At 59.6% G+C, this 25,654-nt stretch carries 28 protein-coding genes, 1 tRNA gene and 1 pseudogene; 8 read left to right on the top strand and 22 right to left on the bottom strand.

Annotated elements, in window-relative coordinates; genetic code table 11:
• The first annotated feature begins 52 nt into the window (after positions 1-52).
• Entirely contained in the window at positions 53-2,731 is a 2,679-nt protein-coding gene (gene ppdK / locus RTCK_RS03080) for a pyruvate, phosphate dikinase (RefSeq protein WP_142521485.1), read from the top strand.
• Between the two features lie 16 nt (positions 2,732-2,747).
• Here ppdK and RTCK_RS03085 read toward each other — a convergent pair whose 3' ends face one another.
• Both RTCK_RS03085 and RTCK_RS03090 read right to left on the bottom strand, forming a co-directional pair.
• On the bottom strand, positions 2,748-3,185 hold the full coding sequence (locus RTCK_RS03085) for a DUF411 domain-containing protein (RefSeq protein WP_142521484.1): 438 nt from the start codon (positions 3,183-3,185) through the stop codon (positions 2,748-2,750).
• An 82-nt stretch (positions 3,186-3,267) separates the two neighbouring features.
• A complete protein-coding gene (locus RTCK_RS03090) occupies positions 3,268-3,558 on the bottom strand; it encodes a hypothetical protein (RefSeq protein WP_408004500.1) in 291 nt (96 codons plus the stop codon).
• An 82-nt stretch (positions 3,559-3,640) separates the two neighbouring features.
• On the opposite strand from RTCK_RS03090, the gene RTCK_RS03095 reads away from it, so the two are divergent.
• Entirely contained in the window at positions 3,641-4,543 is a 903-nt protein-coding gene (locus RTCK_RS03095) for a DUF1499 domain-containing protein (RefSeq protein ID WP_142591519.1), read from the top strand.
• A 27-nt stretch (positions 4,544-4,570) separates the two neighbouring features.
• Here the strand turns inward: RTCK_RS03095 and RTCK_RS03100 are convergent, their stop codons facing one another.
• Both RTCK_RS03100 and RTCK_RS03105 read right to left on the bottom strand, forming a co-directional pair.
• A complete protein-coding gene (locus RTCK_RS03100; RefSeq protein ID WP_185927889.1) occupies positions 4,571-4,978 on the bottom strand; it encodes a PRC-barrel domain-containing protein in 408 nt (135 codons plus the stop codon).
• Positions 4,979-5,072: 94 nt separating this feature from the next.
• Positions 5,073-5,999 (bottom strand): MBL fold metallo-hydrolase, encoded by a 927-nt coding sequence (locus RTCK_RS03105; protein WP_142591523.1) that lies wholly within the window; start codon positions 5,997-5,999, stop codon positions 5,073-5,075.
• A 169-nt stretch (positions 6,000-6,168) separates the two neighbouring features.
• Between RTCK_RS03105 and RTCK_RS03110 the strand changes: the two genes are divergently transcribed.
• A tRNA-Gln gene (locus RTCK_RS03110) sits at positions 6,169-6,243 on the top strand.
• A gap of 111 nt (positions 6,244-6,354) precedes the next feature.
• On the opposite strand, the gene RTCK_RS03115 is transcribed toward RTCK_RS03110, so the two are convergent.
• Complete coding sequence (locus RTCK_RS03115) at positions 6,355-7,056, bottom strand: hypothetical protein (protein ID WP_142591525.1); 702 nt, start codon at positions 7,054-7,056, stop codon at positions 6,355-6,357.
• 99 nt (positions 7,057-7,155) lie between these two features.
• Between RTCK_RS03115 and RTCK_RS03120 the strand changes: the two genes are divergently transcribed.
• The 4 genes from RTCK_RS03120 (at position 7,156) to RTCK_RS03135 (ending at position 9,978) form a co-directional block, all read left to right on the top strand.
• A complete protein-coding gene (locus RTCK_RS03120; protein WP_142591527.1) occupies positions 7,156-8,592 on the top strand; it encodes a hypothetical protein in 1,437 nt (478 codons plus the stop codon).
• Positions 8,593-8,617: 25 nt separating this feature from the next.
• The gene (locus RTCK_RS03125) at positions 8,618-9,064 is read left to right on the top strand and encodes a DpnI domain-containing protein (RefSeq protein ID WP_142591529.1); all 447 of its coding nucleotides are present in this window, start codon (positions 8,618-8,620) and stop codon (positions 9,062-9,064) included.
• Positions 9,065-9,283: 219 nt separating this feature from the next.
• The gene (locus RTCK_RS03130; RefSeq protein WP_142591531.1) at positions 9,284-9,682 is read left to right on the top strand and encodes a hypothetical protein; all 399 of its coding nucleotides are present in this window, start codon (positions 9,284-9,286) and stop codon (positions 9,680-9,682) included.
• A 14-nt stretch (positions 9,683-9,696) separates the two neighbouring features.
• On the top strand, positions 9,697-9,978 hold the full coding sequence (locus RTCK_RS03135) for a hypothetical protein (RefSeq protein WP_142591533.1): 282 nt from the start codon (positions 9,697-9,699) through the stop codon (positions 9,976-9,978).
• Positions 9,979-10,084: 106 nt separating this feature from the next.
• Here the strand turns inward: RTCK_RS03135 and RTCK_RS03140 are convergent, their stop codons facing one another.
• The 9 genes from RTCK_RS03140 to RTCK_RS03180 form a co-directional block, all read right to left on the bottom strand.
• Positions 10,085-10,267 carry a hypothetical protein gene (locus RTCK_RS03140; protein ID WP_142591534.1) on the bottom strand — a complete coding sequence of 61 codons (183 nt, stop codon included), beginning with the start codon at positions 10,265-10,267 and terminating at the stop codon, positions 10,085-10,087.
• Positions 10,268-10,379: 112 nt separating this feature from the next.
• Positions 10,380-11,420 (bottom strand): hypothetical protein, encoded by a 1,041-nt coding sequence (locus RTCK_RS03145; protein ID WP_142591536.1) that lies wholly within the window; start codon positions 11,418-11,420, stop codon positions 10,380-10,382.
• A gap of 263 nt (positions 11,421-11,683) precedes the next feature.
• On the bottom strand, positions 11,684-14,383 hold the full coding sequence (locus tag RTCK_RS03150; protein ID WP_142591538.1) for a D-alanyl-D-alanine carboxypeptidase family protein: 2,700 nt from the start codon (positions 14,381-14,383) through the stop codon (positions 11,684-11,686).
• Between the two features lie 10 nt (positions 14,384-14,393).
• Positions 14,394-16,028, bottom strand: coding sequence for a terminase large subunit (locus RTCK_RS03155; RefSeq protein WP_142591540.1), 1,635 nt, complete (start codon positions 16,026-16,028; stop codon positions 14,394-14,396).
• Positions 16,025-16,342 (bottom strand): P27 family phage terminase small subunit, encoded by a 318-nt coding sequence (locus RTCK_RS03160; protein ID WP_142591542.1) that lies wholly within the window; start codon positions 16,340-16,342, stop codon positions 16,025-16,027. Before RTCK_RS03160 ends, RTCK_RS03155 begins: the two co-directional genes overlap by 4 nt.
• Positions 16,343-16,419: 77 nt before the next feature.
• Positions 16,420-16,737, bottom strand: coding sequence for a phage head closure protein (locus RTCK_RS03165; protein WP_142591574.1), 318 nt, complete (start codon positions 16,735-16,737; stop codon positions 16,420-16,422).
• Positions 16,737-17,147 carry a DUF3168 domain-containing protein gene (locus RTCK_RS03170; protein WP_235988506.1) on the bottom strand — a complete coding sequence of 137 codons (411 nt, stop codon included), beginning with the start codon at positions 17,145-17,147 and terminating at the stop codon, positions 16,737-16,739. Before RTCK_RS03170 ends, RTCK_RS03165 begins: the two co-directional genes overlap by 1 nt.
• The gene (locus RTCK_RS03175) at positions 17,147-17,575 is read right to left on the bottom strand and encodes an HK97-gp10 family putative phage morphogenesis protein (protein ID WP_142591546.1); all 429 of its coding nucleotides are present in this window, start codon (positions 17,573-17,575) and stop codon (positions 17,147-17,149) included. The genes RTCK_RS03170 and RTCK_RS03175 overlap by 1 nt, the downstream gene beginning before the upstream one ends.
• On the bottom strand, positions 17,565-17,867 hold the full coding sequence (locus tag RTCK_RS03180) for a head-tail connector protein (RefSeq protein ID WP_142591549.1): 303 nt from the start codon (positions 17,865-17,867) through the stop codon (positions 17,565-17,567). The genes RTCK_RS03175 and RTCK_RS03180 overlap by 11 nt, the downstream gene beginning before the upstream one ends.
• A gap of 153 nt (positions 17,868-18,020) precedes the next feature.
• On the opposite strand from RTCK_RS03180, the gene RTCK_RS03185 reads away from it, so the two are divergent.
• A complete protein-coding gene (locus tag RTCK_RS03185; protein ID WP_142591551.1) occupies positions 18,021-18,512 on the top strand; it encodes a hypothetical protein in 492 nt (163 codons plus the stop codon).
• Positions 18,513-18,531: 19 nt separating this feature from the next.
• On the opposite strand, the gene RTCK_RS21090 is transcribed toward RTCK_RS03185, so the two are convergent.
• The 8 genes and pseudogenes from RTCK_RS21090 to RTCK_RS03220 form a co-directional block, all read right to left on the bottom strand.
• Complete coding sequence (locus tag RTCK_RS21090) at positions 18,532-18,708, bottom strand: HNH endonuclease (protein ID WP_328803896.1); 177 nt, start codon at positions 18,706-18,708, stop codon at positions 18,532-18,534.
• A 169-nt stretch (positions 18,709-18,877) separates the two neighbouring features.
• The gene (locus RTCK_RS03195) at positions 18,878-19,474 is read right to left on the bottom strand and encodes a hypothetical protein (RefSeq protein WP_142591555.1); all 597 of its coding nucleotides are present in this window, start codon (positions 19,472-19,474) and stop codon (positions 18,878-18,880) included.
• A 2-nt stretch (positions 19,475-19,476) separates the two neighbouring features.
• Complete coding sequence (locus tag RTCK_RS03200; RefSeq protein WP_235988508.1) at positions 19,477-21,012, bottom strand: phage major capsid protein; 1,536 nt, start codon at positions 21,010-21,012, stop codon at positions 19,477-19,479.
• A gap of 20 nt (positions 21,013-21,032) precedes the next feature.
• Entirely contained in the window at positions 21,033-21,431 is a 399-nt protein-coding gene (locus tag RTCK_RS03205) for a gene transfer agent family protein (protein ID WP_142591559.1), read from the bottom strand.
• Complete coding sequence (locus RTCK_RS03210) at positions 21,428-22,657, bottom strand: phage portal protein (protein WP_142591562.1); 1,230 nt, start codon at positions 22,655-22,657, stop codon at positions 21,428-21,430. Before RTCK_RS03210 ends, RTCK_RS03205 begins: the two co-directional genes overlap by 4 nt.
• Positions 22,658-22,910: 253 nt before the next feature.
• The gene (locus RTCK_RS03215; RefSeq protein ID WP_235988510.1) at positions 22,911-24,419 is read right to left on the bottom strand and encodes a site-specific integrase; all 1,509 of its coding nucleotides are present in this window, start codon (positions 24,417-24,419) and stop codon (positions 22,911-22,913) included.
• On the bottom strand, positions 24,391-24,705 hold the full coding sequence (locus RTCK_RS20745) for a DUF6538 domain-containing protein (protein ID WP_235988512.1): 315 nt from the start codon (positions 24,703-24,705) through the stop codon (positions 24,391-24,393). The genes RTCK_RS03215 and RTCK_RS20745 overlap by 29 nt, the downstream gene beginning before the upstream one ends.
• Positions 24,706-25,243: 538 nt before the next feature.
• Positions 25,244-25,654 (bottom strand): annotated as a pseudogene (locus RTCK_RS03220) (methyl-accepting chemotaxis protein); the annotation flags it as partial.

The raw sequence follows: 25,654 nt of genomic DNA on the forward strand, positions 1-25,654 counted from the left end.
GCAAAAGCTGTAAGCCTCCTTGAAAACAGGCTGCGTGGGTGGAGAGCAGGCAATGGAGAAGTGGGTCTACCGCTTCGGTGGTGGAAAGGCGGAAGGCGGCGCTGCCGATGTCGACCGGCTCGGCGGCAAGGGCGCGAACCTTGCGGAGATGGCAAGCCTCGGGCTGCCGGTCCCCCCCGGCCTGACGATCGTGACCGACGCCTGTGCCTGGTATTTCAAGAACGGCCGCACACTGCCCGACGCCCTGAAGGCCCAGGTTCTGGAAGGCATCGTCGCCATGGAGGCCGAAACGGGCCGGACCTTCGGCGGCTCCGCAAAGCCGCTGCTTCTCTCGATCCGCTCCGGTGCGCGGGCCTCCATGCCCGGCATGATGGATACCGTCCTCAATCTCGGCCTGAACGACGAGACCGTCCAGGCGCTCGGCCACGATGCCGGCGACGCGCGCTTCGCCTGGGACAGCTACCGGCGCTTCATCCAGATGTATGCCGACGTCGTCATGGGGCTGGATCACGAGGTGTTCGAGGAGATCCTCGAGGACGAGAAGGGGCGGCTCGGCCACGACTACGACACGGACCTATCGGCGGTCGAGTGGCAGCATGTCGTGGGGCTCTACAAGCAGGTGGTCGAGGAAGAGCTGGGGGAAACGTTTCCGCAGGACCCCCACCTGCAGCTCTGGAAGGCGATCGCCGCCGTCTTTTCCAGCTGGACGAACCCGCGCGCCGCCACCTATCGCGCCCTGCACCGCATTCCCGAGCACTGGGGAACCGCGGTCAACGTCCAGGCCATGGTTTTCGGCAATCTCGGCTCGTCCTCTGCGACAGGCGTCGCCTTCACGCGCAATCCTTCGACCGGCGAACGGTCGCTCTACGGGGAATTCCTGGTCAATGCCCAGGGCGAGGACGTCGTGGCCGGCATCCGCACGCCGCAGGCGCTGACGGAGGAGGGGAGGCTGGCCTCCGGTTCCGACAGGCCCTCCATGGAAAAGCTGATGCCGGAGACCTTCCGTGAGTTCCGGGCGATCTGCGATCGGCTCGAGGCCCATTACCGCGACATGCAGGACGTCGAGTTCACGGTCGAGCGGGGCAAGTTGTGGATGCTCCAGACGCGGGCCGGCAAGCGGACCACGCGTGCCGCCCTGAAGATCGCCGTCGACATGGTGGACGAGGGCCTGCTCGGCGAGGAGGAGGCGGTGACGCGCATCGAGCCGCCCTCGCTCGACCAGTTGCTTCATCCGACCATCGATCCCCGCGTCGAGCGTGTCGTGCTCGGCTCCGGCTTGCCGGCCTCGCCTGGTGCTGCCGCCGGAGAGATCGTCTTCACCGCCGAGGATGCGGTCGAGGCGGAAGCGGAAGGGCGCAAGGTCATCCTGGTCCGGATCGAGACGAGCCCGGAGGACATCCATGGCATGCATGCCGCCGAAGCGATCCTGACGACGCGCGGCGGCATGACCAGCCATGCGGCGGTCGTGGCACGGGGGATGGGCATTCCCTGCATCGTCGGCGCGGGCACCATGCGCGTCGATCTCCGCAATGAGCAGCTTCTGTGTCCCGGCGGCATCGTGCTGAAGCGGGGCGACACGGTCACGCTGGATGGGTCGTCGGGCCAGGTCCTGAGGGGCAACGTGCCGATGATCCAGCCGGAGCTCTCCGGCGATTTCGGCCGGCTGATGGTATGGGCGGACAAGGCGCGGCGGATGACGGTCCGCACCAATGCCGATACCCCGCAGGACGCGCGCTCCGCCCGCTCCTTCGGCGCCGAAGGGATCGGCCTCTGCCGCACCGAGCATATGTTCTTCGAGGGTGACCGCATCCAGGTGATGCGCGAGATGATCCTGGCGGAGGACGAGGCGGGCCGGCGGCAGGCGCTTGCCAGGCTCCTGCCGATGCAGCGCTCCGACTTCACGGAGCTCTTCACCATCATGCACGGCCTGCCTGTGACGATCCGCCTGCTCGACCCGCCGCTGCACGAGTTCCTGCCGAAGTCGGACGAGGAGATTGCCGAGGTGGCGAAGGCGATGGACATGGAGCCGGGCTTCCTGCGCCGCCGCGTGGACGCGCTGCACGAGTTCAATCCGATGCTCGGCCATCGCGGCTGCCGGCTGGCGATCTCCTACCCGGAAATTGCCGAGATGCAGGCGCGCGCCATCTTCGAAGCGGCCGTCCAGGCGGCACGTGTGACGGGCGAGGCGGTCGAACTGGAGATCATGGTGCCGCTGGTCGGCCTTCGGTCGGAACTCGACTACGTCAAGGGCTGCATCGATCGGGTCGCCGAAGACGTGGCCCGCGAGTCGGGCGTGGAGATCGGCTACCTTGCCGGCACGATGATCGAACTGCCGCGCGCCGCCCTGCGTGCCCACGTCATCGCCGAGACCGCGGAGTTCTTCTCCTTCGGCACCAACGACCTGACGCAGACGACCTTCGGCATGTCGCGCGACGATGCCGCTGCCTTCATCCCCACCTACCAGCGCAAGGGCATCATCGAGCAGGATCCGTTCATCTCGCTGGATTTCGACGGCGTGGGAGAACTGATCCAGCTTGCCGCCGAGCGTGGCCGCCAGACCCGCGCGAACCTCAAGCTCGGTATCTGCGGCGAACATGGCGGGGACCCGGCCTCGATCACCTTCTGCGAGAATGCCGGGCTGGACTACGTGTCCTGTTCGCCTTTCCGCGTACCGATTGCGCGGCTTGCCGCCGCTCAGGCGGCAATCTTACGCCGTCGTGCAGATGCCTGAGGCGAAGCCTTCCGGATCAGTGGCTGGCAAAGATTTCCGTGCTCCCGTCCTTGTGGATGAGCAGCACGTCGTAGGGCTCTGCCCCAGCACCTTCCATTCCGGGTGAGCCGGCCGGCATCCCCGGCGCCGCTAGGCCGACGGCGTCCGGACGCTCGGCCAACAGGCGCTGCACGTCGGATGCCGGCACGTGTCCTTCGACGACATATCCATCGACCAGCGCCGTATGGCAGGAGGCGGTGTCCCCCGTGATGCCGGCCTTCGCCTTCACGACATCCATCTCTTCGGGAGAAATATCAGCCGAGGCGACGGTGAAGCCGTTTGCAGTCATGTGCGCGATCCAGCCGCCGCAACAGCCGCAGCCTGCATCCTTGAAGACGCTGACGGTGGCCGAAAGCGCGACGGAAGCGGAAAGGAAGCTGATTGCCGCAGAAAGGAGGAGAGTTCTGAGTTTCATCGAAGGGCTCCGGGGCTGTTGCCCGTCACTTGTGAATTCAACGAAGCACGTCGTCTTTGCGCTGCCTCAAGCGGTTACCTGCTCAATCGTCGTCCCTGATGATGATGCGGCGCTCGACATACATCGGGCCCCACATCGTGCTGGCCTGCCGGTCGCGCCAGCTGCGCATGTCCGCGCGGCGGTCGAGCTCCAGATCGAGCAGGCATTTCGCCATCGCGTCGGTGCCCGGCCTGAAGCCGTAGCCGGCACAGGCGCGCTCGTCGGCGGCGCGCCGCTCCTCGGGGCTCATGGTCTGGCACGCCGCGAGCGGAATCAGGAGGGCGATCGCGAACAGGTTGGAGAGGCGGCGCATGGCGGATTCCCTTTCCGGCATCGACAAGATGCCGATTCCTTTATCTGTCCTCCTGTTCTAAACAGGCAAGTGTGCCGCCGCAAACTCGGGTACCGCTGATTCCATGACCGTCCGCTATGTCCGGCCCGTTTCCCATTCCGCCTATGCTGCCCGCCGGATCGGCTTCGCGGCCCTTCTCCTGTTCGTCCTCGCGGTTCTCGCGCACAGGTTCGGTCCCGTGCGCACGCCGGATTTTCTGGCGCTCGTCCTGCTCTCGGCCGCGATCGCAGCCGCTGCGGTCCCGCTGGCGCTGATCGGGCTCGGACGCCTGTGGCAGAAGGGAGCGGAGGGCGGCATTGCCGCGGCGAAGGCACTTTTCTACTCAGCCGTGCCGCTTGCCGTCGTCGGTGCTGCCGCACTCCTCTACGTGACGAAGCCCCCGCTCTACGAGGTCAGCACGGATCTCGAGGATGTGCCGCCGTTCCTGGTGAAGCCGCAATACGATCAGCAGTGGCTGCAGCGTCCCGAATCCCTCGCGCCGGCCGGCCGACGGGAGCAGTTTGCCGCCTATCCGGGACTGACCGGCCGCCGGTATGAGGGAGCGCTCGACCGCGTCTACGAAGGCGTCCAGGCTGCCGCGCTCTCCGCACGGATCGCGATCCTCCATCGCGAAGGTACGGAACTGATGGAGCCGCAGCCGGTGGCGCCGGCGCCCGAGCAGCCGGTTGACGATGCGTCTCCGCCCCCCGACAACGTGCCGGTGCCGATGCCCCGTCCGGAGCCCTTGCTCCCGGCCGCTGTGCCCGCCGGAGATCGTGATGTCGTCCTGCAGGGCGAGACGGAAAGCCTCGTCCTCGGCTTGCCCTTCGATGTCCTCATCCGCCTGCGGGAAGATGCCGAGACCACTTCCGTGGACGTCCGCGTCGCTTCCCGCTTCGGCCACCACGACCTCGGCCTGAGTGCGGCGGTGGCGGAGGATTTCCTCGAACGGCTGGACGCCGAGCTGCTCGGGATCGCGGGCGGCTGACGCCGCCGCCCGCGTGTTCCTGCCGGTTCAGTCGTCGCCGAGGCCGAGCTTGGCGAGGTGGACGGCTTCCGCCTGCTCCAGCACCTCGCGGGTCAGGGTCGGCGCGGCGATGCGGATGCCGTCGTTCTCCGCCGTGATTTCCAGCGCGCTCCAGGCGACCAGCACGTCCTGCTCGCCGATGCCGAGGAAGCCGCCCACCTCCAGTGCGACGGCCGCTACGGTGCCGTCGAGATTGAGGACGATGTCTTCGATCTCGCCGATCTCCTTGCCGTCGGCGCCATAGACGTCATGATCGTCGAACTCGCCCGTCAGAAGATGCGTCGGGGCAGCACCCTGGGCCTGCGGCAGGACCACGATCGGGGCGGTGAGCGGAGCCTGCGCGAAGGCTGCTCCGGCGATGAGGGTGGCGGCGGCTGCAAGTGTGAACGTCTTCATCATCTTCCTCGTCTTCTTCGTGATGCGGCCGTCTGACCGCCCCCGACAACGGAAAGGCGACGATGATGTTCCGCCAGGCGTGCGGAGCCGAGGTTCAGGCGGGAAAATAGGTGCTCTTGAGCGATGGCGGCCCCTCGGTCGAAACCCGCCCCTTCTCGACGAGGTCCTCCAGATGCGCGAGCACCGAGAGTGCGGCGGCGCCGTGCAGCCGCGGATCGGTGCGCGTATAGATCGCCTTGACCATGTCGGCGATCAGCCGGTCGCCCGCCCTGATCCGCTCGAGCACGGCCCGTTCGCGCATCCGCCTGTGGGTCCTCAGGCCTCTCAGAAAGGATGCCGGCTCCCGCACCGGACCGCCATGGCCGGGCAGGAACAGGCGATCCTCGCGGATCAGAAGCTTCTCGATCGACTCCATGAAGTCGGCCATCGAGCCGTCGGGCGGTGCAACGATCGTCGTGGCCCAGGCCATGACATGGTCGGCGGAGAAGAGGATGCCGCTGTCTTCCAGTGCAAAGGCCGAGTGGTTGGCGGTATGGCCGGGCGTATGCACGGCCGTCATCCGCCAGCCGTCCCCCTCGACGGTCTGGCCGTCCGCGACGGCGATATCCGGTGCGAAGGCGCTGTCGGCGCTCTCGGCGAAGGGGTTGGCCTCTCCGGCAAACAGCGGCCGTGCCGCGCGATGGATGCCTTCCGCCACCGTGACGGCTCCGGTCGCCTCCTTCAGGCGGCGGGCCAGCGGAGAATGGTCGCGATGCGTATGGCTGACGAAGATGTGCGTGACCTCGCGCCCTTTCAGCGATGCCATCAGGGCCTGGAAATGCGCTTCGTCCTCGGGGCCGGGATCGACCACCGCGACCGAGGAGCGGCCGACGATATAGGTATTGGTTCCGTGAAAGGTGAAGGGCGAGGGATTGTTGACCGTCAGCCGCTGCACGTTCTCGGCCACAGGCACGGGCTCGCCATAGGCCGGCTGGAACGCGAGGTCGAAGCTCGGCTCCTCGGTCTCGTCTCTCTCGGCCATGTCTTCTCCGCCGGATAGTCGTTCGGTTCGCGCCCGCTCTACCACGAGCCTGTCCTGGAAATCTGCAAAAAACCTCTTCGGGAACGATTGCCGCCGGCAGGAAGCTTTGCTAGAGCAGGCCGCACTTGGCCCGGCAGTGAATTCGAAACTGCTCCATGGCCTGTCACGGTGGGGCGTAGCCAAGCGGTAAGGCAGCGGTTTTTGGTACCGCCATCCCCTGGTTCGAATCCAGGCGCCCCAGCCACACTCATTAACTGCATGTTTTTGAATTTATTTTAGGGAAGCAAAATGAACGTAACCGGAACAGTTTTCCGGGGCACTAATCCGGATCATGCTGCCGACCGGATGACGCGGTTCAGTTGAAAAGGCCCATTACCAAGTCAATGATTCTTCGGATGCCAGTTTTTGTGACCTCGTCTGTTGCTTTCTCAAGAAGATAACGAAGGGCAGGGATGACAACTCGCTTAACTAGGTTTCCATCAGCCTGATCTGCCTTGATTAGAATCCGGCCCGCTTCTAGCTCCGCTAGGCGCTGACCCGCTTCGGCACCTTCCGCCAGCAACGAGTTGTCACCCCGCAATATCTCGATCTGGTCGCGAAGGGCGCGATCAAGCGATTTGAAGTCCGGAGATAGATGATCGATCTGAATGACCTGAGGCGGTTCGGCTTCCCACGGATCGATCTGCACCAGCAGACTGTTGTCATTTTCGTTGGTTAGTATGTTCCCATGCTCGTCAGCTAGGGGAGTGGCATTGGCTTCATCGATCAATTCGTAAAGGTCAGTTGCCTTTTCCCCCGCAACTTCCTCCGCCCTCTCAAGACCTGCCCCTAACAGAGCATAAGAACCACCACCGCTCAGAAAAGTTGTGCCAGTAAGATAGCCCATTTCCGTCAGGTCAGCCGCAGCGCTCATAACCCATGTTGAGCTATATCTATCCTGTATCCGAAGGGCCACTTCTTCGGGATTGATGAACTTATTCGTCTCGCCGTTTGCCGATATGGCAATGGATAGAAGAAGCTCATCTTTGAATTCGCGGTATGAAAGTCGTTGCGTCACATAATCCCCAAATCGTGAACGTAGGTGTGAATCGATACTGTCCGGCCTTGCAACCTAAGGGCTAACTGCTCAATAGTTCAAGTGGGCCGGGAGATTCGCATGACACGCTTTAGTGTAGTTTTTGGATTGAGTAATACGCAGGCCACCCTGGACTTCGTTGACATCGATCTAGCAACAGACACGCCGCTATACATCGACCCATACGCTATTCAGATTCGCGATGATGAATGGTCTGCCAAGTGTGGAGACGCGATCAGATCCTTCTTTACGGAAGTTTTGAACCAGCTACGGCTAGGCAATGAGGGAAGGGTAGCTCATCTAATGAGCCGCCTTGGGGAACCCAACGAGACATACCTCGGCCAGTCTGTTGGGCGTCCCAGCGGACGAGGTGTGGGGTCAGATAAGGCGGCTAGGTTTGCGGACGCCCTCAGGAGAAGCCGAGCGTTCCAGACAGGGGTAATCGGGGACATTTCCGAAGCTGAGTTGTTTATTCATGGGGTCGGCCCGGACATGATTTCGGACCTGACAACTAACGTTCTGCGGGGGCATCTTGCGCAATACACGAAGGAACAGTGCGACCTTCTTGGCATTCCCACGAGAGTGGTTAGAAGCCTAGGTCCGACTTGGTCGGCAGAGCGTGCGGATTGGTTGGCGTCGGAACTAGAGCTTCCGGTTCATGGGGGGAAACCAATTCTCCTGGTCCCAAAGTTCAGCGTGCGGTTCAAGTTGTCGCTCGATAGCCAGGAGTTCTACAACCACTACATGGTCGAGTTCCTAAAACAGGAGTACCTGAACTCGAATTCGGCACTGGTTCAAGTTTTCAAGGGGACGGGTGAGAGGTACGTAACCAAAAAGGCCGTGAAAGAGAGACACCCATTCGTGAAGGATGATCTAGCTCGGTTCGTTCTAGATCACCCTGATGTTCTTGAGACCTACAAAAGGATCAAGGGCGCATCCGGACCAATTCCGCCAGATATGCTAGAAATGTTCTTCGACGAAGGTGCGTTCGCGGAGGCGTTAATCGATCGTTTGCGAGCAATTCCTGCTGGGAGTGCTGACGCTTCGACTTATCACCATCATGCGATGGCAATCTGTACGTTTCTTTTTCATCCCCAATTGATCACACCAGTAAAGGAGGCCGAACTGCATGAGGGGAGGAAGCGTCTCGATATTCGCTTCACCAACGCGGCAGAGCGGGGTTTCTTTCACGCAATGATGGTATCACCGCAAGGCCGGGCGTTAAGCATCCCCGTGGAGTGCAAAAACTACGTCAAGGAGATGCGGAACCCCGAACTTGACCAACTCGCCGGTCGCTTCAGCCACCACAGAGGGTTTGTTGGATTTCTATTGTGCCGCTCCATGGATAATCGGGAACGGATCGTGGCGGGCTGCAGGGACACCGCGAGCGATGGCAGGGGCTTTATGATAGTCCTAGAGGATTCTGATCTGATACAAATGCTCAACTTTGTGCGCAACAACGCGCGCTGGAGCATTGACGAACTTCTGCACGCTCGCTTCGCCGAGATTACCCACTAGTGATCATAGCTTCGGAAGCAGTGCAATGGTTACAGTCAGGCAGGCTCTAGGGACGTTCGGGGAGCAACGTATCGTTCAAGAGTGCATATGTCCTAAATGCAAAAGAGCGAAGAGCTTGGTTCGGTTGCCGCCGAACTTCAAATGCGCAGACGTCATCTGTGACTTTTGCGGCTACCTTGCTCAGGTTAAGACTTCAAGCACGAAGAATATTGACAGGATACCCAAAGCTATCCTAGGAGCCGCATGGGGCCCGCAGATTGCTAGGATGGAAGCAGCAATCTACTTTCCACTTTATCTTGTATTAGTTGATCCACTTCAGCAGTATTCGATTTTCTATCTGTCCGCCGACCTTCAAACAGTGGAAATGTTCAAGCCGCGAAAGCCACTATCTGAAAAGGCAAGACGTGCCGGCTGGCAAGGATTTGTTTATGACATGCAAGCTGTTGAGGAACGACTTGTCCGCCTCAGGTGAGTGGGGCTAAAAGAACAGCAGCGCGACAGCCCCGCAGAATAGCCCAATCACGAGGCCGATAATAACCCACTGCGCAGCGGGGCCAAACTCCGGTTCATACCGAGGTTCGGGCGGCGTCTTATCGTAGCCTGAAACCATTGGTGTGGAATCCCCTCCTGCAACCTTGTGGTTGCGGGAACCATCGCATATCACTGCATGGCAATCTAGGGTGAGGGGTAAATGAAGAAGATCATGTTCGTCGCCGCTGCCGGCGCTGCTTTGTCGGGCTGCGTGACACAAGGTGAAGTCGATAGGGTGATGGCCTCGCAGCGCCAGCCGACGCCTGCAATTAGAGCGGCCATCGTTCGGGATGCTCGCGACTATTTGATTGATCCATACTCAGTGCGAGACGCCGAGATATCGAGCGTGATGGACGCCACGCCAGACGGCAAGCTCCAGTTCGTATGTGTGAAGGCAAATGCGAAGAACCGCATGGGTGGCTATACAGGCAGGACGACTATTTCTGTCCGGCTGGTAGGGTCTAACCCAGTCAGCACTAATCCGAACGCTACAGCTTGCGCGATGCCGCTCTTGCGTTGGTATCCGTTCAATGAACTTGAGAACTTGAGAGACATCTAAGGGATTGCCCGGCGATGAAGATCGCCGGGCAAATCTCACAGGGCAAGTTAGGTAATTTTTCCGTACCTGTTTGGATCAGCCACGAACTGCTGCCACTCCTTTTCGATATCGGCCTTTGTCAGTTCACCGCTTGCATCCATTTCAGCAAGCTCGACCTCCGTCGCCATGAGGGCTTGTATAGCTTCCCGCGTCATGCGGTTTCCGGACAGTTCGTCTATGAGGCTTTCAGCGACCGATGCGAACCGGTCTGCCTTGGCCTCGTGATGCTTCCGCTGGGAGTTAACAAGCTGCTGTAGTCGAGGGCTAAGGGCCATTCTGGCGTCTCCTTTCTTAATACACCCCTCTGAATAGTCGCGAGATCGACGGACTGCACAAAAAAATTCCGCTGGTTTCAACTTTGCCTCATTCGACCTCAGCATCCGGCGTCCAGTAGTCCATGACCTGCTGCGGGTAAATATTGGCGATCTGCGCCAGGGCGATGACGAACGGTGCCGGATCATTGACGGCAAGCGCATCGGCGGCAGCAGCCATAAGGCCGTCCAGGAGGCGTGTATGGGTCGTGGAGTCGAGAATGATAGAAGTCATTGCGGGTATGTCCTTTCCGGTTAGTCCCTACAGCTTCTTCATCTGTGATCCGGCGAAATGAGTCCATTATAAGAAATGATTACAATAACTTAGCGAAGTCAGTATTGACTGATTACGGCGGGCCGGTCGCTGATCTGCGATGGAACTGAAGCGACCGGCAGACGCGCCGGGATGGCTGACGCCATGTTTGAGTCGGTGAGCGCCGCACAGAGCGATGGCGCGCCGGAGAGTGCCTGACATTAGCCGAGAGCTTCCGTCGCCGCTGTGGAGTCGCTGTGGCCGTTTTGACCGTCGGGTTGTCCTTCTTCCGGCGCCGGCTTTCCTTCTGCCGGTTGAGTTCGGCATCATGGTCGCTGAAGGCAAGGCGCTTCAGCTCGCGTGAGGCGTAGTCGATCTTCTCAGTGCCGAGCAGGGCAATGACACGATCCGCGTTCTTGTGCTGGTAGCCGGTCCAGCCCTTCCAGTCTTTTAGTCGGTCAACATCAACCTGCCGACCGCTGCCGCGACCATGCATAACCCCTCCCGCGCGCTTTAGGACGTGCCGGAACTTGGCAATCGTCTCCTTCTCCCAATCGGGAAGAACAGCGATGCCGTGGCAGTGCAGGCGGTCGTTATCATCAAGATCGAACTCAAAGCTAATGGGAAGTGCATAGCCGAGGATCGTCTTCGCGGAACGATTGATCTCGTTGTAGATGATGCGCACCGGATCGCTCGACGCCTTCAGTTGGGCGATCTTCCTCGGACTGAAGTTAAGGCTGAAGGCAATGGCCTCACGCTGGAAAGCACGTGCTGCGATGATGGTCTTCTTCTCATCCTTCGAATGCCGGGCCGCTGCTTTCGTGATCTTCTTCGGCTTACGTGCATGACGGCCACGAGGCTTCGGACGCTTAGACAGCCACTCTTTGCCCAGGCAAATGTAAGCAGGAGGATTGGAGGAAGGCCGGCTGGGGGATTGGTATGTAACTACACCAGGAGGCGATGAAACATGCCGAACGCCCTGCGGCGCAAGGGCTTCAGTCTGGTTTTCCGGCGACGGAAATGTTGCAAAACACTCGTTTTTGCGCGCCGTAAATCCGGCACCTTCACGAGCGGAAGAGTCACCTCCAACGACAATAGAATCTTGACCGGGAGCGCCGGATTCAGTATAGTTCATCGCATAGCACTTGTTTAAGGGTCGGTCTCCGTCGAAAGTTGACCGGCCCTTTCTGTTGTTGGCATCTATGATAGCAACGACAACGATGACCGGCAACAGATTTGCGCTGTCAAAACATCATCTAGACTATGGTGATTTGACAGCGAGAGCAGACATACTTGCTTGAAAAGGGTCTTAAACTGATGGATAATATTGCCTAGCAGTCTAGAAGGGGCTGCTGCTCCTGCATGAGCGCCCGGCCTGACTAGCCGGGCGTTTTGCTTTCAGCGGCTACGCCCGTTATTCAGCATGTTACCGGGGCGCATCTGCCGCCGAAGCTCATCAGCGACAACGCCACGCATCGTGGCTTCCATCTGCCGCGATACCTGCTTTGCCAGATCGGCGTTCTGCTCCGGAGTGCCACCGTTGGCATTCACAGTGACCGGAGCACTGATTGCGATCTGCGGTGCGTTCTGGTTAGCGGGTGCGACATTCGCCGCGGGAAGCCGAGGTTGCCCCACGTAACCGCCGTCGGCATAGCCGGCCTTCAGCGCGCCCCGGTGCATGGCTTCAAGGTTGGCAACACCAATGCGCTCAACCGCGCGCTTGCTCATCACGTATTCGCCGCGATGCACCACGCCTGCCGGTTCATGCTTTCCACCGTGACCGGTATAGCCGCCGTCCGCGAAGCCGAAGATTGCGCCAAGGATAGAGCCGAGGCCCTTCTTGCTGCTGCCGTTGCCGGTCGGTGCCTTCGGCTTTCCGCCAAGCAATCCGGCAAGCGGCCCTTCACCCAAGAGCGCGGCCTGAAGCGCTGCCTTCACGAGTGTTTGCAGCAACTGCTGCAACGCGTGCTCTGCGGTCATGGTGCCAGTGAGGAGGCCGGAAAGAGCATCGACGGCCTGTTGACCGAAGAACTGCGCAGCCGCTGAAGCCTGCTCCTGAGTTTGAACATAGGACTGAACCGCCCCTTCAGCGCCTGCCATGCCAGCGGCGAGATTGGCGATCTCCTGCCGCTGCTGGTCGGTTAAGGTGATGCCCGCGCGCTGCGCTTCAGCAAGCATCTGTTGCTCATACCGTAGAGCGGCAGCGGCATCGGTCGTCATATCGAGCGCCTGCCGTTCCGTCTGCTGGCCTAGAATGAAGTTGCGGGCCTCCGTCGTGATCTGCCGGTAAGCGTCCGCCTGTTCGGTCGCGACGGCAATCTTCCGCTCCATTTCCTGACTGTTGAGCTGCTGCCGGGCCTCAGCGTCTTCAATGTGCCAGTTCTCGTTAGAGAGCGGGAATGTCAGACCAAAGCGGGAAGCGTTGCCATGCACCCACTGCCGGGCGGCATCCGAGCTATAGCCCAGGTCGGCAGCGTTACCCTTGTTGTGCTGGCTATTGCCGGGCGGCGCTACCCATTTGCGCGCGGCGTCAGGTGAACCGTACTTCTTCAGTGCCTGAAGCCAAAGCTGCTGCTGTCGCTCAACCGAGCGATAGCCGGAATTGATGGTGACGCTGCCTTTCAAGTCATCTGGCATGGAAGCCAGCATCTTCGCCAGCTTTTCCGCGAAGGTGCTGGCAAGGCCGTTGATATGCGCCTGAGACTTGCCGGACGCCAGGACGTTGGTCAGGTAGCGGGTCGGGTCGTCGGTAGCCGAGCGAACGGCAACTGCGGAAAGAGCATTCCCGCGAAGCTCGTTGGCAAGATAGACCTCTCCCATGGTGCGGGCTTGGCCTAATGCGGCCCGATAAGCTTGATCGATGCGAGTTTGCGCGTCGAGTTGCGCCAGGCCGTTGGCGAGGTCAGGAACCTCATCCTTCAGCGCCCGCACGGCACTCGCAAAGCTATCCAAGCCCTTCGCGCCCGCCCCTGCCGCGCTGCCGGTCCCGGTTAGCGCGTTGTTCAGGCTATCGAGAGGTGGCTTTGCATATTTTGCGTCTTCACCGGTCTTATAGATGAAGTCTTCCCGGTAGCCGTTGCGCCTGTCCAGAATGTCGCGAAGGCGCATGGCTTCAGCCGTGAGGCGTTCGATCTCCTTCTGTGAGGCCGTGATGTTCATCAGGTCGGCAGGAGTGCCGAGGCTGATCTGCTGAAGGTCCGCAAGCTTCTGCTTCTCAGCGGCAATGTCGTTGTAGGTGTCCAGCAGTCGGTTCTGCACGTTCCGATCTGACTGCTCTTCGACCTTGTTGAACCGGTCTAGAAAGTCATCCATGGCACCGACTAAGCCAACCACGGCCTGCTTTGTGTAGGTGCTGATCGTGTTGCCGATAGCCTGAAACTTCCGGTCCAGTTCATCGGCGCGCCGGATAAGCTCATCATCCATGACGATGCCGAGATCATTGGCTTCCTTGATCGCGCGCCGGATGCCTTCAGCGCCTTGATCGATCAACTCGACGAAGCGCTCACCGCCTGTTCCACCGAAGATCTCATCTGCGATGCGGATCTGTGCCGCCCGATCCAACTGCTGAAGCCTGCCGATGATCTCCACCAACAGAGTCGAAGGGTCTTCAAGCTTACGCTTCAGGTCTTGCGCTGAATAACCGAGCCGTTGGAAAGCTTCAGCAGCGCTGCCCTTCCCGGTGACGACGAATTCATCAGCGCGAAGATTTAGCTCCTTCATGCCGTCGACAAGGGCGTCAACGGGAATGCGGTTCTGCTGCGCTACATAACCAAGCTCTTGAAAGGCCTTTGTGCTAAGGCCGGCGCGCTTCGCCTCATTGCCGATGCTGGCGATGTTCTTAGCGATATCGCCAACTCGCGACACGATCTGATCGAGGCCACCGATGGCGAGGCCACCGATCACGCCGCCCGCCAAGCCCTTGCCGAAGCTCTTGAGCGCGCCGGCCATGACGTTGTCCATCTTCTTCGCGCTATCCGCTGCCTGCTTCTCCATTGCCCGGAAGTTGGTGCGGGTGCGGTTTTTCGTCCTGTCGAGGTCGCGTTCGTACTTATTGAAGCGGCCTTCAAGCGAGATCAGTAGGCGTTGAACATCGTCCATTAGTTATTCCTCATGCTGCTTCAGCGCGAAGCTGGTCAAAATCGTCGGGATCGAGATCGAAGATCGAGCGCCTGTTGTCGTTGGCAACGGCACGCGAAACAGCCAGGGCGGACGCAATAGCGCCGTCGATATGATTACTGTGCCGGGTGCCCTTGTGCATCGTGGTCAACTCGCTTGCACTCGTTGCCCGTTTCACAACGACACTCTCAAAGTGATTGCGAAGAATCGGGTGCGCGCCGTGTCGGATGCGGCGGCCATTCACGACGCGCTCAAGATCACAGATCGGGCCGTGCATATGCTTTGCGGTCTGGGGAAGCTGAAGCACGTTGATGCCGTGATCCATGAGCTTCGCCATGATCGGCCCGGCAAGCGAAGGATCGAAGATGACTTCCTGCACGCTGTAGGTGCCGCAGAGGTCAATGATGCGGTCGGCTATCACGTTGGGTTCGATTACCGCGCCGTCGATAACATCAAGAAAGCCGTCATCGCGCCAGCGAAGATAGGGCACCTGTTCGAGCCTAGCCTTGTCTTCCAAGCCATCCGAAGGGAGGAAGAACCAGGGTTGAACTGAGATGCGTCCATCGTCGTGCCGGAAAGCTGCGACGATGGCCGTCAAGTCACCGGAGCGGGAGAGGTCCACGCCGAGGTAACAGGGCAGTTCCTCAAGCTCAGAGGGATCGAAGTGCGGATCACGCCCCTCATCATACACAGCCATATCGAAGAGCGGATCGCGGGAAGCCGCCTGCCACATATTCAGGTGGAACTGCTGGAACGCGAACCGTTCGGCGGGCCGATGTTCGGCTTCACGCGCCATCGTGCGAAGGCCACCGAGATCAGGGAAGCCGTGAGTGAGGCCTGGATTGACCTTGTGCCAAACGGTTTCGTCCTTCCAATCGTCGCCCGGCTCGGCTTCGAAGATGATGGGCAGGAAGGACGGATCATGGATCTCGCCAGTCGCGACCTTGCGAGCGTAATCATAGAGTTCGAAGCCGATATTCTCCTGTCCACGGCCTGCGGTCGTGGCGATGATCATGAGCGTGTCCGGCACCTTCGCCATGCCGGACTTGAGGGCTTCCCAAAGATCACGGCCCTTCCAAGCGTGGATTTCGTCAACAAGGACGAAGGAAGGCGTCTTGCCGTGCTGTGCTGCGCCGTCGCTGGAGATTGCCAAGAGTTCGGCGGCATTCGACCGGCAGGTGATCTTCTTTGCCGAGTTGTGCGCGTCATAGATGCGCGTCGCACCGACAAGCCGCTTGTCTTCCCGCACGATGTTCGCGGCTTCTTTGAAACCGATGCCGGCCTGTTCGCGGTTGGACGCGGCGAAGATCGCCTGTCCTGCCGGGCGGGCCTCAGGCCCGATGGTATGGAGAAGCGCCCATGCCGCCGCAATGCTGGTCTTCCGGTTCCCACGCGGCAGCATCAGGAAGACGGCGCGGACAATCCGCGAACCATCGGGGTTGCGCGGACCATAGATGCGGCGCGTCATGCGCTCCTGAAAATCGAAGAGTTGAAATCGGCCTTTCGGTGCGGTGCTTGCCGGATGCTTCAGCGCCCGAATGAAATCGACGGCTTCCTGCCCATAGCCGAACGGGTCAGCGATGGCGGTGCCGTCATAGATCCAATGGGGAAACGCGCTTTTGCTCACTGCCGGTTCCTGCCAATGGTGAGCGGGTTGTCGTCTTCATCATCGTCATTCGCGGCGCTGCCGACACGAGCGCGGGAAACCGGCGACAAGCCATATTCAGCGGCAAGCTGCCGGGCCGTCTGCATCGCCCGGTTCTGCATTCCGAAGAGAACCTTGTCTAAGCCAGCAGTGCGAAACAGAGCTTCGATCTCGCGCACGCGACCAACGGCAACGCAGTAGTTTTCGATGCCGGTCAGATCAGCCTTCGTGATGATCCGGTCTTCGATCAGGCGCGGCATGATGCGCTTCCACTCAGCGCGCGCTTCATCCGTCATCCACTTCGGCGCGGGCGGTGCCTTCGTGAGTGGAGCGCGGTCAGGTGCAAGAGAAGGCTTCACGCCGCGAAGGTGTGTCACCGCAGAGCCTCCCCACGAAGCTCAAGGGCATCCCGCCTGCCGAGCGTCTTGATCTCTTTCAAGCCGTAGTGTTGGCCGTCATAGGCCACGCGGTCGGCAGTTTTGATGCCAGGGAGATATCGGACGCGGAAGATCATGGTGCCAGTTTCGGCTTCACCGAAGCCGGTGAAGAACTCGCTTGCTGACTGCTGAAGAACCTCCGACCATACCGTTGCAACCGGCGTCCACACTTTCACGACGCTGCCGGAGGGTTTCACCGTCTCGGTTTCCCGCTCAATGGTAATGCGGCGATCAAGCTTCCCGATATTCAGCATCAGATGATCCACCTGATAAGAGCTTCGACCGACAGGATGCCGTGGCCGTAGGCGGGATCTGGATCACGCGGAAACCGAGAGCCGGTGACGCGGAAATGGTCGCACTCGCACCCCTCAAAAAGCAGGGGCTTGTCGAGTGCAGCCGTAACCGCTCCCGCGATCTCCTTCGCCGCATCCTCGCCAGCGTCCAGCGTCCAAACGTGAAGGTCCAGATAAACCCATGCCGTCCGTTGAGCGGTGTAGTCGTGGCCGCGCAAGGCGGTGTTGCCGTCGCTCATGATGATTGCCGGCGTCTTGTCAGGCCGGGTGCTGCCGGAACGGATATGATCAGCCGGGACGATGCCGGTCACGGCAGGCGAGTTGATCAGCGCCGTCCGGATTGCCGTCTGAAGTGCCAGTGTCGGTTCCATCACTGTTGCCCCTTCCAAGCCTTCTTGATCCGGCGCTTGAACAGGTTTGCTGCGTTCCGCTTCACCTTCTGAGCGTTGAGGCGGTAGGCAGGCCAGAAGAACGGCTGTGCTTCGGTGTTGGACGTGCCGTATTCCTGAAGGTGCGCATATCTGACATCTTCATTCCCGGCAGTTATGATCACTTCGGTTTCACCGGCCACGCGTGAGCCGCCCGGCTGGCTAAAGGGCGGGGTATGGGTGCCAGGAGGTGTAACTTCAATGCTATCGCGAAGATCGCCGCTATCGACCGGCGCGAAGGTGCGGGCCGTGACAGCTATATGGGTTGCCCCCTTCAGCAGCGACTCCATCACTGCCGCACGAGCTTCGGCTTTGACACGATCCATTGAGGCAAGGACGTTGCCGAGGCTACCGTCATTCTTACGCGGCATCGGTGAACCACCTTTCGCGGTAGCTATCGAGGATCGATGTCACGCCATGCGGAGCAAGTTGCATCGACAGGCCAAAGCTGGCGATGTTCCGGCACTCGAAATAGAAGGCGACAAGGCGCAAGATCGCGAGCTTGATATCAGCCGGGACAGGTTCAAGATCGGCAATCGCTTTTCCGATGTAGTTCCCACACCATGCTTCAGCGGCTTCGATGTAGAGCGAAATCAACGCATCTTCTGCGGTGTCATCGACCTTCATATGAGCCTTCGCCAATTCAAGACTTACTGCTGACATTCTCGCTTCCTGAAAAAGTTATTTTCGGTGTCTCTTGCGCGGTGCTCCCGGCGCCGGTCCCCGTTGAATGCACAAAATTGGAGACACCCCGGCACTTGCTTGAATCGCCTCGCGTCCTGGCCTAGCGTGCAACTCCGACTGGGAGGAAACCTGTTGCACCTTGACCTAAAAAAGCTTCTCGTTGGAACGCTGCTCTTCATCCTGCCGCTACAAGCGACAGCAGCAGATCTGTGGACTACGCGAACGAATGAGGTTAGCGGCCTCTTTGGCCAGCTTCCGATCTTCACTCCGTTCGCAGGGATCGAATGCGGCGAGCTGAGCAATGTAGCAGGCACCGAACCCACGGAAGGCTGTTCATTTTTTCTTCCGGGTGACCGTGATGTTCTTCTTTTCGCACTCGACTTCAATTCGGACGGTATCACCGATGCGGTAGACCTCTTTTGTATGACCGGATGCGACCTGCCAGAATTTTGGGATTTATGTGACAGGGTCGTCGCGTTCGCGACTGATACCAAGGACGATACAGTTTTGAGACTGGTTCGTGAGAAGGGGTATCTAAGCCTTCCAGGGATCGTGTTGATGACCGGCGAAGGCACAGATCGGATTGCAGCAAGCCTGAAGCTTTGGAAGCCTCGCTCCGAGTGAGGTTGGACTGCAACGGTCGTCAAAGGCGACGCTCCTGCCGTTGCTTGACCGAGTTGTGGCAAGGAGTGCAGAGAGGCTGCCAGTTAGCGCGGTGCCAGAACAGGCGCGTGTCGCCTTTATGCGGAATGATGTGGTCAACAACCGTGGCAACTCGCGTGATGCCGTTCTTGCTGCACTCGCGGCAGTGCGGGTGCATCGCGAGGTATTCGAGGCGGGCCTTGCGCCACTCGTGGTTATAGCCGCGTTCGCGGGCTGAAGGACGGCGGGCATCGTGACGCGCCTTACGCTGGCGTGATGCGAGGATCTGGCAAGCGCAGCGTTTGCCGTTGGGGACAATGCGACCGCAAGTGCAAAGATGGGGAGGCCTAGGCACGGCGTTGCCCCCTTGCGATGCTCTTTAGCTTGTTGATGCCTTCCCGAACCTCTTCCGGTGCGATTTCTTCGCGAGGATCGTAGGCAGGCTGATCATCTTCCGCGCCGCCATGGATGGCGCGGAGCATGGCGTATTTGCCAGCGGCTGCTTCTGTGATCTCAGTAGGTGTTGCGTTCCAAGCTGCTTCAGGCGTCCAACCAAGCCAGCCGGTCGCGATGCGGTAAAGCTCGCGATAGTAAGTGGGCCATGCGACGGGCTTGCCGGCTGCTCGCTTCGTCTTCGGATCGGGTGCCGGAATGAACATCGACACGAGTTCGACAAGCGGTTGGCGAACTGCGAGCATGAAGGGGAGAAGCGGCCTTGCCCAATGCCCTGAAAGGAAGGCCGCTGCATCCTGCCGACTGGTGGCTGTCGCCAGGATGATCTCGGAAACAATCGTAACGTTGAAGTCATCGACGGCGCGGAACAGCGTAGGAAAGCCATGCTGCTCAACGAGAGTAAGAGCGGCCCGCAAGGAAGGGCGAAGCGCCACGGTGTTTCCACCGTGCGCAATCGTCACTTCCTCATATGCCGGCCGCTGATAGGTCATGGTTAAGCCGCGACCTGAAGCTTCACGAAGCGGTCAGGATGGGTGACGTCACCACCGGTGCGCCGGCGCGCGTGGAAGCGAACCTGCCCCTTCGTCGCCAGCGTGTACGGGTCGCGAAGAACCGAAAGCTGAATGCGGTCAATGATCCGGTAGCCCTGAAGATCGCCAAAGACGATGGGCGTCTTGCCGGCCTCAATGTCGTCCATGTCAAGGCATTCGATCACCGGTCTGCCGAGCAAGGTCGTCGGCATCCCTTCGCTGATCGGATTAGCAACGAGATAGTTGCCTTCGCCGTCCTTCCACTTGCGGATTTCAGCGAGGGTGTTGCGGTTCATCATCCAGACGCCGCGCTGCGCGTGAGCGGTCGGCAGATGATGGAACATGCCAATCAAAACATCGGCAGGCGAGGACGCCGGGAAGCCAGCGGCATCGCCCGTAGTGACGGCTTCAACACTCGCGTTGGTCAACAGGCCAACCGGCTGATAGTTCGCGTTGCCGGTGCCCTTCAGGAAGGCGAGCGCTTCGGTCGTGGCAAAGGCTTCAGCAAACTCAGTCGCCAGTTCACCTTCGAGGTTGTAGGCGTTGTCTTCCAGAAGCTGATTGGAAACGTCCGTGTAGGTCGCCAGTTCGTGCGGTGTGATGCTGATCTGTGCATAGGCCGGTTCGGAATGGGTGCGATCTTCCGTCTCGCTCACCCAAAATGCGGTAGGGGAGCCGATGCGGCGGGGATACTTGATCTCCTTCGCGCCAATCGAGACAACGCGCGCATACTGCCGGATAGGATTGAACTCCTTCAGGAGCTTGATCAGTTCCGAGCCGAACTGCTCCGGTGCCAGATAGCCAGCGGTCGCATCTTCAGCCACCGTGAGCGCCTTGCGCTCTTCATCGGCGATGCGGGCTTCGCCCTTGCGCAGGACGTTGAAGAACGCCTTCTGCTCGCTGTTGTCGTTTTCGCCGTTGGGCTGGTTGTTGTTCGCAGCGGTCGGGCGGTTGAGCTTCGCCTTCAGCGTAGCGATGTCCGACTTCAGCGCCTTGATCTCTTCGGCAGTCACAACCGGATCGGCCTTGGCTTCCGGTGCATTCTCAAGTTCGTTTTCCATGGGCTTTCCTTCGATGATGGATTTGACTTCAATGGTGCGGGCGTCCGGGTGGACCGGGCGTCGGCATAGCGAGATTTCTGTGATGGTAAGGTCAGTCAGGACACGCCCACCTTCAGGGCGGGCCTTGTGTTCGTGCAGCCGGTAGCCAATCGACAAACCGGACATCGTGCCCGCCTTCAGTTGCTGGCGAGCATGGCGAGCAGGACCGATGCCTTCGACAAACAAGCGGCCCTTCACCTCAAGTCCCTTGTCGGTGACAGCGTATGAGTTCCAGATGCCAACGACCTGCCGCTGTTCATGCTCCAGGAGCATCGGGACTTCAGCGGCGAAGCGGAATGCGGTCGGCTCAATGAGATCACCATAGCTATCGGGCTTGCCGAACGGCCATGCGATGCCGGTCACGGTGCCGGCGTCATCAATCGAGACGTCCGCCTTCATTTCGAGGTTGGCAGTCTCTGTCATGCTGCCACCCGGTTCAGAGCTTCATTGACGGCAGCGGAGAGATCGCCGGACGCTGCGGCCTGTCGTAGATCGCTCTGAGGATCGGCTTCAGGCTCATCAGGACCAAAGAACAAGGTGCTGAGGATGCCGAGCGCAACGGCAAGGCTTTCGCCAAGTGGACGCGCAACGGCATAGGTGTTGATCAATGCGGCGGCTTCAGCCGGTGTAGCTCCACCACCGATCAAGCCGATACGGATGGTTTCGGCCATATCTGCAAAGGATGCCTGTCGCGTTTGAACGCGGGTGAAGAGCGCAAAGATGCCGTGTCCGGTCTTCCGCTCCAGCTCTAGAAGAAGTTCGTGGGTGAACGCGAAGGTCTTTTCACCGTCGCCAAAGAATGCGGTGTGCGTGATCATGCGGCTTCCTTCGGCGGTTCATGGCGTGCCGGTTGGCTCGTGGTGGTGTAGGGATTGCTAAGCTGATCACCACCGGGAAGCGGCGGCATGTTCATCGCAGCGCGAACCTCGTTAGGGGTCATCACGCGGGCCGCGATGAGCTTGCTGAAGATTTCGGCGCGGGCTGCGGAGTCTGCGCGCTGCAGGTCATCAATGACGAATTCGAAGTAGTGGCTGTCGCGCTCTTCCTCAGTCAGGAGAACGGTTGCATAGGCGTCCTGCCAACGATCCAACCACGGACGAAGGCAGAGCTGAAGGAAACTTGCGGCCATCTGTTCCGCATTGCTCCAGGTCGCCCGATCAAGCTGATAGAGCATATGCGGCGGAACGCCGAAGATGCGGGCAATCTCGTTGATCTGCTCAATGCGGTTTTCGAGGAACTGTGCATCGGTGGAAGCCATCGCCGGCTGCTCGTACTTCCAACCGGCATCCATGATTAGCGGGTCGCCATTGGCGCTTGTCTGCCAGAGCCGGAAGGATTTCTTGATGTTGGCTACGGTCGTAGCGCCGGCTTCGCTGCCTTGCGGTTTCTCATTGGTGATGATGCCAGAAGGACGTGCGCCGGAGCCAAAGAACTGAGCACCATGCCGCTCTAGGATCGATGCGAGGCCGATAGCTTCCTTACCGTAGGAGATCGGTGATCTTCCGAGGAAGCAGGGAATGTGCAGGATTTCAGTGAAGTGGTGATCGCGGGTGCCGGTCGCCTCGCTGACACGGTAGACCGGAGCGCCAGAAATCTCATCCTCCAGGATCATCACCTTCTCAGGCTTGATCCGGACTACCTCAAACGGACGGCCATCGGGAAAGCGGATGACGCGGGCAAAGCCGCCGCCGCGCAACACTGCATCGGCGGTAAGGACCGCACGAAGCTCTCCGGCGCCTGTCCATTCATTCGCCCGGCTGTGCACGATCTTATGTGCGGAATGATCCTTGGCAGCTTCCTTGCCAGCTTCAGTCTCTTCGTAGAGCTTGCAAGGCAATGATCCGATAGTTTCGGAGATAAGACGAACTGCCTGAAGAACAGCAGGAACATAAAGTGCCGCGTGTCCGCTCACATTGACGCCTGACATAGTAGGCGCAACACCAAAGAAATCGGAAATAGCGGGATCAGAAAGCGGGTATGCCTTCTTCTCCTGCAAGAAGCCTAGAGCTTTAGCTGTACGAGAGACAAAATTGGCGATAGCCATTTGCTAGTTCCGAGTTCAACTTGGAACTATTGTCTCATGCTCGGAATCCGGTGTGAATCCCTTAACTGAAAAAAATCCTAGTTAATAGGAAAGAAATCACATCTGATTCGTCCCCGCAGCTGTTTTTCGCGATAACCTTTCGCCTCTAGATGGGGAGACGCCCCATCCATAGGAGTGCGTCAATGAGCGAGATCACTGAACTGCTAACCGCTGTTTTTCTCATGCTGAAGATCGTGGAGCTTGGTCTAGCGATCTATCGCAGCATTAGGTGAGACAAGTCCAAGCCGGGATAGGCAATCGCGTTCACAAGCTCGACGCGCTGTTCAAGCATCCCCTGTGGGAGGATGCCGTAAATGCCGGTCGTGCTGGCCTTCGCATGGCCTAGAATGAAGCCGAACTGTTCATCAAGATAGCCGGCTCGTCGAAGGGCGTCTGTTGCGCCGTGTCGGAAACTGTACAGAGACAGGCCGCGCCCGTTCTTCATTCCAATCCGGATGAGGTAGCGGCCAAACTCACGGCTGAAGTCGGCAATCATCTGTCCGCGTGAGTTCCGCTCTGCTAGCGGGAACAGGCGGGTCTGACCAGCCTTCTTCATCCCGGCGTGATACTCAAGAAAGCCAAGCTTCACTAGTTCCGCATGAACCGGCACCACGCGCATAGAGCCTTTCGTCTTCACGCTCTTGTTGCCTTCACCTTCCTCTGTGATGTGCATGATCCAATGGCCGCTCTGTTCACGCACGTCCGCGATGGAAAGTTGTGCGATCTCTGCGGGCCGTGCGCCGGAGTAGAGCATGATAAGCGGCACCCAAAAGCGATGATCGCGGATTAGGGCGGTTCCCGCTTTGGCGATGTTGCGCCATTCGTCTGCGCTCTGGCAGCCGGTGAAGAGTGGCGACTTGAACAGGGTATTCATCTGCTCGATTGTGAAGGGCAGGGTGCTTTTCTTCTTCTCTTTCGCCAGCGACATTCCTTCGGTCGGGTTCTGGTCCAGGTAGCCATGCGAAACAAGCCAGTTGCAGAATGCGCCGAGGCTGGAGAGGTAGCGATTGACGGTTCGGGGCGTAAGAACTGGTTTGCCGACCTCCTCATTGTGCTTCACGATCTGCGCGATGTTCATTCCTCGGAAGGCCTTCGTTTCGGTTGCCTTCACTGGATACTTCATCAAGAGCGCCTTCCATTCGCGAATCGCCTTCTTGTCGATCCGGTGAACGGGATAGTTGCTGCCAACCAGTTCAACGAAAGTGCCTATGTCACGCCGAGCCTGCTTGAGCGTATCGGGCGTGATCTGGTTCGGGTTCTCCCGCTCATAGACCGCGAAGAGTTCCATGATCCTCTCGCCCGGCGCAGCTCGCTCCCGAACCGACGCAACAGCCGGTTTGATAATGGGGTCTTTGGGAGCGCCCGCAAAGTTACCCTGATCGCGCTCTAGGGTTCGCTCTAAACCTTCGATCTCTGCGCGGATAAACCGAGTGCAAAGCTCGCGGTAGTCGGGAGAGTCGTTGCCAACTATCAGCCGGTTGTCGTTGATGAACCGCGCCACGGCATCCAATACCAGCTTGTTCTCCCCCGTAAGCAAATGCTGCCGTAATACGTTGAGCCGACGCTGCCTCGATTTCGCGTCCATGTCTCGGCGCATAACCATGAGGTTGTAGTCTGTCTGCGCGTTGATCATGCCGGTGAAATCGTGCGAGCCGACCTCGCCCGCGCCGATCCTGCGCCAGATTTTTTCTTCTTCAGCTTCGATTTCGGCTGCGGTTGGCATGTTGCGCCGATTTTCCTCGTCGCGCTCCAGCGTTTCCTCGTAAGTGCTGCCATGTCGCCAGCGCCATGTCGTTAGCAGTGATCTCACGACGGGATCGGACTTCCTCAAACTCTGCCCGCCACTGTTCAATCACTGGCCACAGGGCAACCTTCGCAGTCCGCTCATCCTTTGTTCGAAGCGATTTCTTCCGGGTCGTGGTGCCGTAGTGCGGCACGAGATCAAGCGGAATATCGATCCTCGCATAGTAGGTTGCGCCGCGTCGTTCGAGGTAAGTCAGCCTTGCCATTTTCGTTCTTCCGTAGCACCATTCCGGAACGCCAAACCGGAACAGTCCTACTTAAAAAACAATAATAGATGCAATAGGTTGATCAAAATCAATGACCTGGAAATAGTTGGATTTTGTTCCAGGCGCCCCAGCCAAGCTCCCTTGGGTCCATTCTGGACACATGGGTTACGGTTTATTCCGGAGACATGGGTAACACTTTTGGACCGAAGGGGTTCGGCAAAGGTTCGAGCCTGCATGTCTCATCATCGAAGTATCCCAGATCGTATCGGGCACCGTCCCAAGCCGATAATCCAGGTTTTCCGGCACATCCTCGTTGGCGGTCTGAGCTTTCTCCCGGCCCGGTGCATGGGCAGAGACCTCTTGATATCCCTCCAGCGCCTCGGCTCCGGGCCAAGACAAGCTGCCTCGCGACGCGAACCGGCTGGCGACGCTGACGGCGATGATCGAGGCGAATACGCCGCAGCCGTAACCTCAAAAGAAGAGGGCGGATGGCTTGCGCCACCCGCCCTTGTTTTCATTCAGCTGAGGCCAGATTGCCTCAGAACTCTTCCCAGCTGTCATTGCTGACGGCGACGGCCGCAGAACCCTTGGCCGAGAAGGCATTGGCGATCTTGCCCATCATGCTGCGGGCCGGCGAAGCGACCGGAGCGGATTTGGCTCCGGCCTTGGCGACCGGTGCCGCTGCGCGCTGCGATGCCGGCTGGTAGGAGGCCGACGCCCCAAGCTGGAACTGGCCGATCAGGCCGCGCAGGCGGCTTGCCTCGTTGGCGAGGGTGGCGCCCGCCGCATTGGCTTCCTCGACCATTGCGGCGTTCTGCTGGGTCACCTGGTCCATCTGGTTGACGGCGGTGTTGACCTCGGACAAGCCCACCGACTGTTCGCGGGCGGACGTGGCGATCGCGTCCATGTGCTGGTTGATGGTGACGATATAGCTCTCGATCGTCTTCAA

The sequence above is a fragment of the Pseudorhizobium endolithicum genome (assembly GCF_902153245.2).
Taxonomy (GTDB): domain Bacteria; phylum Pseudomonadota; class Alphaproteobacteria; order Rhizobiales; family Rhizobiaceae; genus Neorhizobium; species Neorhizobium endolithicum.

Excerpts from the sequence above, each read along its gene's own strand:
- ppdK (WP_142521485.1), top strand. The coding sequence starts at position 53 with ATGGAGAAGTGGGTCTACCGCTTCGGTGGTGGAAAGGCGGAAGGCGGC.
- RTCK_RS03085 (WP_142521484.1), bottom strand. The coding sequence starts at position 3,185 with ATGAAACTCAGAACTCTCCTCCTTTCTGCGGCAATCAGCTTCCTTTCC.
- RTCK_RS03090 (WP_408004500.1), bottom strand. The coding sequence starts at position 3,558 with ATGCCGGAAAGGGAATCCGCCATGCGCCGCCTCTCCAACCTGTTCGCG.
- RTCK_RS03095 (WP_142591519.1), top strand. The coding sequence starts at position 3,641 with ATGACCGTCCGCTATGTCCGGCCCGTTTCCCATTCCGCCTATGCTGCC.
- RTCK_RS03100 (WP_185927889.1), bottom strand. The coding sequence starts at position 4,978 with ATGAAGACGTTCACACTTGCAGCCGCCGCCACCCTCATCGCCGGAGCA.
- RTCK_RS03105 (WP_142591523.1), bottom strand. The coding sequence starts at position 5,999 with ATGGCCGAGAGAGACGAGACCGAGGAGCCGAGCTTCGACCTCGCGTTC.
- RTCK_RS03120 (WP_142591527.1), top strand. The coding sequence starts at position 7,156 with ATGACACGCTTTAGTGTAGTTTTTGGATTGAGTAATACGCAGGCCACC.
- RTCK_RS03125 (WP_142591529.1), top strand. The coding sequence starts at position 8,618 with ATGGTTACAGTCAGGCAGGCTCTAGGGACGTTCGGGGAGCAACGTATC.
- RTCK_RS03130 (WP_142591531.1), top strand. The coding sequence starts at position 9,284 with ATGAAGAAGATCATGTTCGTCGCCGCTGCCGGCGCTGCTTTGTCGGGC.
- RTCK_RS03135 (WP_142591533.1), top strand. The coding sequence starts at position 9,697 with ATGAAGATCGCCGGGCAAATCTCACAGGGCAAGTTAGGTAATTTTTCC.
- RTCK_RS03140 (WP_142591534.1), bottom strand. The coding sequence starts at position 10,267 with ATGACTTCTATCATTCTCGACTCCACGACCCATACACGCCTCCTGGAC.
- RTCK_RS03145 (WP_142591536.1), bottom strand. The coding sequence starts at position 11,420 with ATGAACTATACTGAATCCGGCGCTCCCGGTCAAGATTCTATTGTCGTT.
- RTCK_RS03150 (WP_142591538.1), bottom strand. The coding sequence starts at position 14,383 with ATGGACGATGTTCAACGCCTACTGATCTCGCTTGAAGGCCGCTTCAAT.
- RTCK_RS03160 (WP_142591542.1), bottom strand. The coding sequence starts at position 16,342 with ATGACGGATGAAGCGCGCGCTGAGTGGAAGCGCATCATGCCGCGCCTG.
- RTCK_RS03165 (WP_142591574.1), bottom strand. The coding sequence starts at position 16,737 with ATGCTGAATATCGGGAAGCTTGATCGCCGCATTACCATTGAGCGGGAA.
- RTCK_RS03170 (WP_235988506.1), bottom strand. The coding sequence starts at position 17,147 with ATGGAACCGACACTGGCACTTCAGACGGCAATCCGGACGGCGCTGATC.
- RTCK_RS03175 (WP_142591546.1), bottom strand. The coding sequence starts at position 17,575 with ATGCCGCGTAAGAATGACGGTAGCCTCGGCAACGTCCTTGCCTCAATG.
- RTCK_RS03180 (WP_142591549.1), bottom strand. The coding sequence starts at position 17,867 with ATGTCAGCAGTAAGTCTTGAATTGGCGAAGGCTCATATGAAGGTCGAT.
- RTCK_RS21090 (WP_328803896.1), bottom strand. The coding sequence starts at position 18,708 with ATGCACCCGCACTGCCGCGAGTGCAGCAAGAACGGCATCACGCGAGTT.
- RTCK_RS03195 (WP_142591555.1), bottom strand. The coding sequence starts at position 19,474 with ATGACCTATCAGCGGCCGGCATATGAGGAAGTGACGATTGCGCACGGT.
- RTCK_RS03200 (WP_235988508.1), bottom strand. The coding sequence starts at position 21,012 with ATGAAGGCGGACGTCTCGATTGATGACGCCGGCACCGTGACCGGCATC.
- RTCK_RS03205 (WP_142591559.1), bottom strand. The coding sequence starts at position 21,431 with ATGATCACGCACACCGCATTCTTTGGCGACGGTGAAAAGACCTTCGCG.
- RTCK_RS03210 (WP_142591562.1), bottom strand. The coding sequence starts at position 22,657 with ATGGCTATCGCCAATTTTGTCTCTCGTACAGCTAAAGCTCTAGGCTTC.
- RTCK_RS03215 (WP_235988510.1), bottom strand. The coding sequence starts at position 24,419 with ATGCCAACCGCAGCCGAAATCGAAGCTGAAGAAGAAAAAATCTGGCGC.
- RTCK_RS20745 (WP_235988512.1), bottom strand. The coding sequence starts at position 24,705 with ATGGCAAGGCTGACTTACCTCGAACGACGCGGCGCAACCTACTATGCG.